At 59.0% G+C, this 9,948-nt stretch carries 8 protein-coding genes and 2 pseudogenes; 5 read left to right on the top strand and 5 right to left on the bottom strand.

What is annotated here, in order from left to right; translation table 11 throughout:
• Positions 1 to 53: 53 nt before the first annotated feature.
• Positions 54 to 596, bottom strand: a complete 543-nt coding sequence (locus ACSR1C_RS19865) for a hypothetical protein (RefSeq protein WP_460260776.1) — start codon at positions 594 to 596, stop codon at positions 54 to 56.
• A 366-nt stretch (positions 597 to 962) separates the two neighbouring features.
• On the opposite strand from ACSR1C_RS19865, the gene ACSR1C_RS19870 reads away from it, so the two are divergent.
• Together ACSR1C_RS19870 and ACSR1C_RS19875 are read left to right on the top strand one after the other, a co-directional pair.
• Positions 963 to 1,112: a hypothetical protein gene (locus tag ACSR1C_RS19870; RefSeq protein ID WP_460260775.1), complete on the top strand. Its 150-nt coding sequence runs from the start codon at positions 963 to 965 to the stop codon at positions 1,110 to 1,112.
• 486 nt (positions 1,113 to 1,598) lie between these two features.
• Positions 1,599 to 2,108, top strand: a complete 510-nt coding sequence (locus ACSR1C_RS19875; RefSeq protein ID WP_460260774.1) for a hypothetical protein — start codon at positions 1,599 to 1,601, stop codon at positions 2,106 to 2,108.
• 332 nt (positions 2,109 to 2,440) lie between these two features.
• Here the strand turns inward: ACSR1C_RS19875 and ACSR1C_RS19880 are convergent, their stop codons facing one another.
• Positions 2,441 to 4,000: a hypothetical protein gene (locus ACSR1C_RS19880; RefSeq protein WP_460260773.1), complete on the bottom strand. Its 1,560-nt coding sequence runs from the start codon at positions 3,998 to 4,000 to the stop codon at positions 2,441 to 2,443.
• 572 nt (positions 4,001 to 4,572) lie between these two features.
• Between ACSR1C_RS19880 and ACSR1C_RS19885 the strand changes: the two genes are divergently transcribed.
• The 3 genes from ACSR1C_RS19885 to ACSR1C_RS19895 are packed head-to-tail and all read left to right on the top strand — an operon-like array spanning position 4,573 to position 8,083.
• Entirely contained in the window at positions 4,573 to 6,663 is a 2,091-nt protein-coding gene (locus tag ACSR1C_RS19885; protein ID WP_460260772.1) for an ATP-dependent DNA helicase, read from the top strand.
• Positions 6,664 to 6,666: 3 nt separating this feature from the next.
• Positions 6,667 to 7,653 carry a DUF7017 domain-containing protein gene (locus ACSR1C_RS19890; RefSeq protein ID WP_460260771.1) on the top strand — a complete coding sequence of 329 codons (987 nt, stop codon included), beginning with the start codon at positions 6,667 to 6,669 and terminating at the stop codon, positions 7,651 to 7,653.
• 10 nt (positions 7,654 to 7,663) lie between these two features.
• Positions 7,664 to 8,083 (top strand): hypothetical protein, encoded by a 420-nt coding sequence (locus tag ACSR1C_RS19895; protein WP_460260770.1) that lies wholly within the window; start codon positions 7,664 to 7,666, stop codon positions 8,081 to 8,083.
• Between the two features lie 241 nt (positions 8,084 to 8,324).
• On the opposite strand, the pseudogene ACSR1C_RS19900 reads toward ACSR1C_RS19895, so the two are convergent.
• The 3 genes and pseudogenes from ACSR1C_RS19900 to ACSR1C_RS19910 all read right to left on the bottom strand — a co-directional run.
• Positions 8,325 to 8,741, bottom strand: a pseudogene (locus ACSR1C_RS19900) (acyl-CoA transferase); the annotation flags it as partial.
• A gap of 158 nt (positions 8,742 to 8,899) precedes the next feature.
• On the bottom strand, positions 8,900 to 9,481 hold the full coding sequence (locus tag ACSR1C_RS19905) for a hypothetical protein (RefSeq protein ID WP_460260769.1): 582 nt from the start codon (positions 9,479 to 9,481) through the stop codon (positions 8,900 to 8,902).
• 352 nt (positions 9,482 to 9,833) lie between these two features.
• Positions 9,834 to 9,948: pseudogene (locus ACSR1C_RS19910) on the bottom strand (IS5/IS1182 family transposase); the annotation flags it as partial.

Here is a 9,948-nt window from a genome sequence, read left to right on the forward strand (position 1 = left end):
CCGGGAATGGTTTGCCGCCCGCAATCAGTTCGCTATCATGTTCGATGAGCGCTTCAACGCGTGACCGTATCTGAAACCCGCATGGGCCAAACCAGATACACAGAGTTCATGACACTCCCGACCATGATGAAGATGGCGGCCACCTCGATGGTGGTGATCCAGTAGGTCATGTCAAAGAAATACCAAGCAATGAAATGAACCATCTTGATCGTCTCGGGATCAACGACCCCGGCCACTTCGGCGCACCAGGCCCACATTGCCGGGACGAACATCAGCACCCAACCGGTCAGAAGGCCGCCGCACAGCTGAATAAGAGACAGGATCGGAACCGTCTCGCGGCGCCACATCTGAACGCTCACCTGACAGGCCCAGACCAGATAGAGAATGCCGAAAGCGGTTGAGAGGCTTTGCCCGAGCAGGATACGATCCTGATATTTCAGGTAGAAATTGTCGACGAGTTCCTGCGCCGTGAACGACGGATCGGGCGGCGGATAGTTATGCGCCATGACCACCCAGGCCAAGCCATAAAGCACGACAAACGCCGGGCCGCACCATGCCGCCAGAATCTGAATTTGACGCGTTAGTTTTTCATCCATGTCGGACCTCCGAGAGGGGTAAAGTTCGAGCGCCACCGCAAGCAAGCACATTGGATGGGCGTCCGATCTGGAAAATACAGGACGGACGTCCGATTGTCAATGCTGTGATCGGAATGGACGCCGCGCCGCCACGGCAGAGCAAGGCTGTCCGGCGCGGTCTGGGCCCTTCGCCGTCCTCGGTCAGAAGGTGGGTCCTGCGGTTTTGCAGCTCGGTGTGGCGGGGGTGGCGATGGAGGGCTTCCTCTCGTCGCTGAAAACCGAGCGAATGGCACACAAAGCCGTAGCAGTGGCGTGGCAGGAGGAACTCGGTCGATCAATCGCACAATCAGGATCGCGATGCGGTGCACGGGCGCCAGCGAGTCCACCGTGAAATATTGGCACGCGGGCGAACGGGGACCCGGCGGCGATCATCTCATCGCGCTGGCGCGGCTCGGCGATGGCGACGTCGGGATCGTCACCATCCTGCACGAGCGCATGCATCAGATTGATGGGCTCAAGGACGACCATCTTGGCTAACAGTATGATCCAAAGCTAGAAAAGACACCTGCGTATCGCGCACCGACACAACCGGACGGCGCCTGCGCGAGGTGGAGAAGGTTGTCTTTCAGACCCATCCCCTCCGCCACATTCAGATACTGAATCCGTCCAAGGGCCCCGATTGGGGCCTTTTTTCTTTTTGTTTCAAAGGGCGTTGGCCGGACCATCCGCCCTTCGGAGACTGGAAGCTTGACGCAGAATGGGTCTCCGAATGGCCTGTGTCTCTCTTCGAGCGCCCCTCGATGGTCACGGGACGGCGTTAAACATCCTCGTAATTCCAATGGGTTGATGGGTTCATGGAGTCGTCCCGTTCGCGAGATAATCCGGTGACGGAGACAGCGACCCACGGCGCGTCACCAAGACCGGCAGCGCGCAGACGAGCGATCCGGCGAACGAACCGGACGCAGAGCCAACCGCCGACGTGGAAACCGACCCGGCGCAGGCCGACCAACAGGATTGAGCAATATGGACACGATGATCGAAATCCCGGCCCTGCGTCGGATGGCGGAGCTTGCGCCGAACTCAGCCGATACAAACGCCCGCACCGTGGAGGTGATCTGGTCGGCGGGGGCTCGGGTTCGTCGGTCGACCCTGTTCGGCGAACCCTATGACGAGGAACTGAGCCTCGATCCGGAGCATGTGCGGCTCGACCGTCTGAACGCCGGCGCGCCGTTCCTGAAGGTGCACGAGGTCGACACGCTGGATGCCGTAATCGGCTCGGTCGTGCCAGGCTCGGCGCGCATAGAAAACGGTCGCGGCATTGCGCAGGTCCGGATCAGCGAACGCGCCGATGTCGAACCGATCTGGCGTGATGTCCAGGCGGGCCACATCCGCGCGGTCTCCATCGGCTACCAGGTTCACCGCTTCGAGGTCTCGAAACCCGAACACTATCGGCATCAAGACACTCTAGCACCGACAAGCGCGTTGCGCTTCACTTCGATCAAGAACGCCTACATCGCGTTCTCAGGGTGCTGACGCCAGCCGATAGAACGGCCGCAGAATGTGCCCCGTTGCGATGGACGGAACTGGCTGAAAACGTTGACCGTAGCGAAGCCGAACCGGGTCAGACGAGGTTCGCTCGGTTTGAGACGAAAGCGGTTCAGAGACCGAAATTCGGGACTTCGCCAGTCTCAGTGGTTCAGGTGGCTCGGCTAAACGCCTTTGAAACTTGGGAGAAATCTGGCGCTCAAGGCGCGTCGCTCAAAGTTCGCAACAGGAAAATGGCGGAGGGGATGGGCCTCAAATCCAACCTTCTCCACCCTAAGCCATTGTTTTTTTAGGACGTTGGTGTCACCCTCGGCCGGCGGTCAAGTATGCTTCTTCTCGGCCTCTTCTTTCTGGCGCGCACGTTCTTCTGCCGCATCGATCCGTCGGCCGATCCCCTGTCCGACCTTAACAACCTGACGTCCCAAGAAGCGGCTCGGACGCGACGTAGCGACCTTGTAACCCATCTCGGCTAAGTCCACGGTCGCCTTCATGGTGCCGGTCACAGCGACGCCGATACCTTCCTCAATCGCCTCGGCCTTGTCGACGCCTTCACGATGGCGATCGATAGCGTGATTGATGCCCCGGAGAGTGGCAAAGATGCCTAGACCGCTGAGGCCACCGATCACCGCGTCCATCGCCGTGTCAGGGAAGTCGACAACGGATCCGCCTAGGGCGAGATCCGTGGCGCTGTCTAGGTCCGCATTTGTCATGCCGCCGTCGATGACGCCGGTCTCCACGGCGACTTCGCTGGTCGCGATGACCGGGATGTCAGGATCCACGCTTTCAATGTATCCTGCGCTGTCCGTCGCCTTCACTTGGAACTCCATCCCATCAATCGTGATGTCGGTATCCGGAGTATTGAAGTGTTCGTGGAGCGTGCCGCCGGTGCTCTCCGCGACATGTGCCTCGAAAAGCGCGCCCTTTGTGAGAGACGCGAGGCCCGCAAGGCTCTCGGGCTCCATGGCAAGCGTTTGAAGCCAAATTTCGCTGTCGCTCATGCCATCGAAATTGCCATTGACTGAGCGCAGCGCGTCATAGACCTCGCCGGATTGTGAGATGTCCTGCCAGGCGGAGACAGGAATCGACAGCGCCGACAGGATAAGCGCGTCCCGTGCAATGGTGTCCCCGTCGAAGGTTTCCTGCCTCCTATCCGGAACGGCGCCAATGACGGTTTCCTCGATCCGCCGTAGCCTCTTGTCGATGCGCCCGGCCGCGGCGTCTAGTTTTTCTTCAGCCTCCCGAATGGTCTTTGCATTACGCGACAGGAAAAGTTTGACGTCCCGCTCCAGATCGCGAATTTCTTTGTCCATCTTGTTGTAGTCAGGATAGTCATAGCTGAGCTGAGTCCACCAAGACTTGCCTTCTAGCATCTCGTCGACATCGGCTTCGAGCTGGACCCTTCGGGCCTTGACCCGCGCAAGCCGCTGAATGGCTGCGTCGCGCGCGGCGAGGACAGGATGCGCCTTGCGTGACTGGGCAATCCTCGCTTTAGCCGTCTCCCGCATCTTGGCCACAGCTCCTGTCACCGCTTCGCGCCGGCGAATTTTCTCCAAGCGATTCCACTCGAGTTCTCTGAACCGGCGCGCTTCTTCCAATCTCGTCTCGATCGCCGGCATCCAGATCTCGACGAGCTGCCTCAGATGCGGAGCAAGCTTTGTCTCACGAAGATCCCTGATTCCGCGGTCGATCGTGCTCGGATCTTCCTCGTCGCACAGGCTCTCGAGTTGCCTACGACGCGCCCTGTACTCTTCGCACTTGGTCCGGCTTTCCTGCGCCTTGCGACCTTTCAGCGCGCAAATGAAAAGCAAAAGGAGTGCGCCGATTACCCCGACAGCGAAGCCGGTCGTCTCCTTGCCTGCATAAAATGCCCAAGCTGACAAAGCCGCAGCACCGAGAGCGAGTAGGATCGCATGTCGCCGATGGCGATCGGCAGACTCTTCAAATTCGCAATCGAGCTTGGCGTCTGTCGGCCTAGTCCTGAACGCATCTTCGACGTTTCTATATATGCTCGCTATAGCTATGCCCTCAATTTACCCAGCATGATTGAACTCCCATAGCTGAGATTTCAAAAGTAGTCCTCAGTTTGGCACCAGGGTTACCGGAAGATGCCAGCAAAACAAGTGGATACCGATTCGGGGACCGCAGTCACGGAAAAGTCCTTCGCCACGCACTTCGAGCCGCCAAACAATGTCATCGAGAGCCTGACTGCCTCGTTTTTCCAGCTCCTCGAGCGGCTTTCGTTTGGGCTCTGGCAGGTCAATGCCGCGCACATCTCGGTGTTGCTTGCAGGGAGCGAATATCCTCCGGAAGTCAGAACGCGGGAATTCTCGCCTCGTCCTTCAGCCAAAGCTCCTCGGAAACGTCGAAAAACTTCATTGCATCATACACTTGCCCACGTCAGTGTCGGAGGAGCAGGCGTGCGCGCCTTAGTCTCATCTTGTAGGCAGCACAAATGCAAATCGAACTCACACTGGAACAATCCAAAGCCGTCGAAGCAGTCCGACAGTTCCTCGAAGACGATGCCGCCGACGTTTTCATCCTCGCAGGAAGCGCCGGAACCGGCAAGACAACGATGATCGGGAGGCTCGTCGAGATCGTAGCGGATATGAAGCTCTCCTGCGCGCTAGCGGCACCGACGGGACGCGCAGCCAGGATCCTCGGGAACAAGGTTGCGCAGGCCACCGGGATGGATGTGGGAGCCAAGACGATCCACAGCATCATTTATGCGCTCGACCGGCTTGAAGTGAACGAGGATGCGGAGGCCCCGAATGACCCCGGCCTGCGGTGGTTCTTTCCCCTCACGGAGGACGAGCCGGCCATGTCGGTTCTTGTTGTCGACGAGGCATCCATGGTTGGCGACCGGGAGGTCCACGGCGACGTAGTCCGCTTCGGGTCTGGACGTCTTCTCAAGGACATTGTGACCTTCGCGCGATCGCGGCGCAGAGCGGGCTCCGATGATCGGCTCGTCAAGCTGGTCTTTGTGGGCGATCTCGCTCAGTTGCCTCCGGTCGGAGAGGAAGAGTCGCCAGCCCTGTCACCTCAGCGCCTCAAAGCCGAGTTCGAGCTGACCGTATCCACTTTCGAGCTCGGCACGGTGATGCGCCAACGCGAGGGCAGCGCTATCCTAGAGCGAGCTACCGCGATACGGGAGGCAATCGCGGCCGACATTTTCAACACCTTCTCGTTGGAGGCGGATGGCGAGGAGATCGTCCGGATCGAATCCGAGGTTGCATTCGACGTCCTCGAGCGCAGCGTGCGATCCCGCGGCTCGAGCGTGGTCGTTGTCCGGTCCAACGCCGCTGCGCTGGAGTACAATCGCGGCATCCGCGAGCGGCTCTGGGGCGATGCGTCGCGCCCTGTCCAGGTCGGCGATATCCTGCTGGTTAACCGCAACGCCCACTTGGTCTCCTTGCGCAACGGCGATCTCGTCAAGGTGCTGGACGTGACGCCGGTCGCCGAGCGCGCCTCCGTGCCGGTCAAGGGCGGAGGGAGCGTCGAACTCTCCTTCCGGGACGCAACCGTTGCCTACAGGGAGGCCGACGGGACAGTCGTCAGACTGCCGTGCAAGATACTGGAGAACCTTCTCGACTCTCCGGGGCGGGAATTGACGCCCCTCGAACAGCGGGCGCTCCTCGTCCACTTCCGCCAGAGGAACCCCCAGCTGAAGCCCAGGTCCAGAGAGTTCGCCAAGAATCTCAGAGCGGACCCGTACTTCAACGCAGTCCAGGTAAAATTCGGCTATGCCATGACATGCCACAAGGCGCAGGGGGGCGAGTGGGACGAAGTGCTGGTGGACTTCGCCGACGCCGGGGGCGTCCGGAACCGCGCCTTCTTCCGCTGGGCGTATACCGCGCTTACCCGCGCCAAAAGCCATCTATACGTCGTCGAGCCGCCTGACTTCGACGTAATTTCAGCGGACATGTGGGGCGAGATCGATGTCGCCGAGGAGGTCACCTGCACTGGCGAGTCGGAGGCCGCCAAGCTAGATCCCGATTGGGATCGGTTCTCTTTCTCAACGGCAACGGCTAGACTGCTGCCTCGCCATCGACAGCTTCGGGAACGCTGGTCAGCCCGCGGCATCGATGTCGCAAGACTGGCGCATCTCGAATACTGTGAGCGCTACACCTTGGTGCGGGACGGGGCAACAGCAGAACTCCAGTACTACTACAACGGCAAGAACCTTCTCCGCCGGTTTGGGCCCACTCCCGGCACGCGTTCGGATGAGAGCCTTCTTGCGGAAGCACTGTGCGCGTTCGATGGGCTGGAAGGTCCTAGTGAGCGCGAAGAACCGGACGATTTCGTGGCCGACTTCCTGAAACGCCTGGACGCGTCGCTCGATGGGACTGAGATACGCCGTATATCGTTCAAGTTAATGCCTTATCGGCTACGCGTTTCCTTTGCCGACGGTTCCCGGCGCGGCGACATCGACTTCACCTACGATGGCTCGAAGACATGGACGGCAGCACAGGAGGTCGGGGGACCAGGCGCAAGCGGCGGACTGTACAGCGAGGTTCAGCGGCTGATGAAGCAGCTGAAAAACTAGGATATGGACTCAAAAGAGATTTTTGCGCTGCGCCGCGCAGGGAAATCCGCAGAGGCGCTGGAAGCAGCCCGCGCCAGCCTCTTGGGGCATGAAAACGACCTCTGGTTTTTACGGGCCTATGCTTGGGCAATCTACGATCAGGCCAAAAAGATCGTAGAGGACCACGAGCAGAAACGACTTTCCGATTCCGCGATGGGCCACCGCATCTCGCCGTATATGCGCGAATTCTCGCAGATAGGCGCTCCCCTCCGTGGCGATACAGCCTTCTCGCAGATGCTACGCCTTGCTGGAAAGGTTTCCCGCCATTGGCCGGATTTTCTCGCTTTTGCGCAATGGGCCGGCATCGACGGTTTCGAGGCCGAGGACCTCGCGCCCTTCGTTACCGAGGACGGCAGGCGAGTCGACAGCTTGCAGCGGAGGTTTGTCCGTGCGGTTGCTCGAGAGGCTGCATCCGCAGCAGCTGAGGGGCGCCGGGACTCCGATCCGGTCCGTTGGGCACTAACGATCCTCGCACAAGCTCTTGCAGAAGATCCGACCGACCAGTGGCTCAACTACTACCAGAGCAAGATCGACCTGAGCGAGGATCGGTTTCACGACGCAGTGCGTCGTCTCGTGCCGATATTGCGAAGGCAGTCGAGAGCCGCCTGGCCTTGGGCCCTGCTCGGCGAGATACTCGAAAAGACGCAGCCCGCGAAGGCCGTGGTTTGCTACGTCCACGCCACGGAACTGGCGCGGGACGAGCAGGAGGTTGCGCGCGTCCGGATCCGGCTGGCCGAGCTTCTGGCAGCGCAGGAGAGGTTCGACGAAGCGGCCTTTCAGGCACACCTAGCAGCGCGTTATCGCGAAGAGCATGGCTTCAAGACGCCGGCGGAACTGTCGCGGCTGCTGCAGAGCGATTGGTACAAGCGCGAGTTTCGAACGGATCGGCCGAAGCCTCCGCCGAAGGCCGACGGCCGACGGCGAAGCAAGAAAACTGCTAGCGGAGCTTGATGCAAGGCCTGTGATTTACTCCCTCGGCGTCGTCGAGCACATCAACGAGGAGAAGGCCCTCACTTATGTCGTGACTGGCATGGAGAGTGGATCTCCGATGCCCCACGGGCGTTTCCCGGAAATCGCCGAGGTCGAGCCGGGCACTATCGTCGAGATCGGAAGAACCGACCCGGCTGAGAAGCCGACTGACTGGAGACGGGCCGAGGCCGAAGTGATCCCGGGATTCTGCGAGGACGTAACGGGCCGGATCGAGCGACACGAGGGAAACAGCTTCGCCTTCCTTCGCAATCCTCGCGGCGACGTCTTCGTCCCGCCCGACTTGGCGAAGGAAGTCGGTGACGGCGAGGCCGCAGAACGAACCGTACGAGCCGTCCTGCGAAAGGCAAAGAACGGCAAGGTGGGCTGGAAGGCGCTCAGATTTTTGGGCTGAAGCCAGTCATCACGAAGTGTCCGATTGCGGAAAGGCTCTAGAGCGCGATTAGTCGCTCTCTGGTTCTGAGGAGTTTCGTCAGCCCAACTCACTGACGCCGACTGGAACACACTCGCGCCTGCTCTCGCATCACGGCGTAGTCCGCGAACATCTCCTCGATCGCTGACTCCTCGGGCAGCAAAGCCAATTCCTCGGCCGCCCGTGCTTGGAACTCCCGGCTGTACTCGACGACGGGCGGACAGGCCAGCGGGTCGGCCGTGGAATAGTGCAGCACCACCGGAATGACGGCCGCCTTCAGACTCGCGGCGCCCTCGACCGGCAGATCGAGGGGCCGTGGCGCTTCCGCCTCGACCCAGTCACAGAGCCCACCCAGCGTTCGGTCGGCGGCGAGCGCAGCGCCGATGCTGGCGGTCAGCGTGTCAAAGGTGGAATCCCGGTCACCGCCCTGCACGACCGCCTCGATCTCGGCCCGGTGCTGGTAGTGGTAGCGCAGGGGCGACAGCGTCACCTCGGGCTCGGCTGGCTCACCGTCGCGCTGGATCAGCAGGCCCTCTGGCGGGACGCGCTCGGGCAGCACGTCGCCCCGCAGCGCGTTGGAGGGAAGCGCCGAGAGCCGCGCGTGCAGCGCAGTGAGGATGGTTTCTCGGGGAGTGGGCACGTTCCCTCCCATTGTGTTTCGATGTGCGAAGACAGCCAGATCTTGCATCCTCTGGGCACCACCTTGATCCCGCCAGAGAATTCCAAAATTGGACTTGGTCGATTTTCAGGTAAATCTCAGAAAACGTGTTAAATTGGACTCGCTTCAAAATAAATAGTTTAGCCAATCAGATCTGCAACAACTTTCAATATTCCGTATACCACTCCGATTAGTATCGCGATGCCTGGAACTACACGCGGGTGTTCCTCCAATCTTTCCAGGATGATTGAGACCGTCGGCCTTAGAATGGGCCTGAATAGATAGAGTAAGGTTCCCAAGACGGTAATCGACACGAATGTCAATGTCGGAAGAAGACATTCCAGCGCTGCGATCCTACCGGTTGCAATAGATGAAATATCGAAAATGGTGTGCGGAAGACCCTGCCCACAACCAAAAGAAAACGGAGCGTAAGGGATTGCGAAGAAATCTCGCAAATTAAAGGCATTCGCCATTCCGATCTGGAGATAGTCCTGAGCTGAAAATACTATACCATGATATCTAGCACTGTCCGCAATCGACACTGGTAAGTAAACTGAGTAAATTAGCAAAAATATAAAAAATGTAAAAGCTCCTGCCAGAAACAACACAAACAGTGCATGAATGCCCGAGAGTAGCATGCGCAGAAGCATAATGGTTACCGACCAAGCAGCTAAGTCAAAAACAAAATTGATCGCAAATGATCTCGGCAAAAACCAACTCATGAACGCTGGGATCTCGAGAAATCGCGAGATTGGAGGAGTCGGGCACCTCTTATCATTGATGGCAAGGTGCACATACGTCCAAGTATATGACAATATTAATAGGATGGCTGTCAAAAAAATACTCCACAATGCCACAGACCAGAGAAATCTCAGAGAGAGCATCTTTGCCCCAAACAGATGCTCCATGTAACTTATCATCAACCGTGCTGGACCAATATACAGCTGCCGCCAATCGTTGGTTTCGACGGCAACATAATAATCCGCCAATCTTGATTTTAGCCGAGCATCTCTCTTGCTTCCAATAAAGAAGTTCACGGCGTGGGAAACTGCAAGAAGGATAGCAAACACTAGGTCATGTTGACAAAAGGCGCAGCCAGAGGCGGATGGAGGTGATGTCTATGAAGCCAAGAAAGCTTTCGGCGGTTTTGTCATAACGGGTTGCGACCCGGCGAGCGTTCTTCAACTTG

The organism is Actibacterium sp. D185-2 (assembly GCF_054954595.1).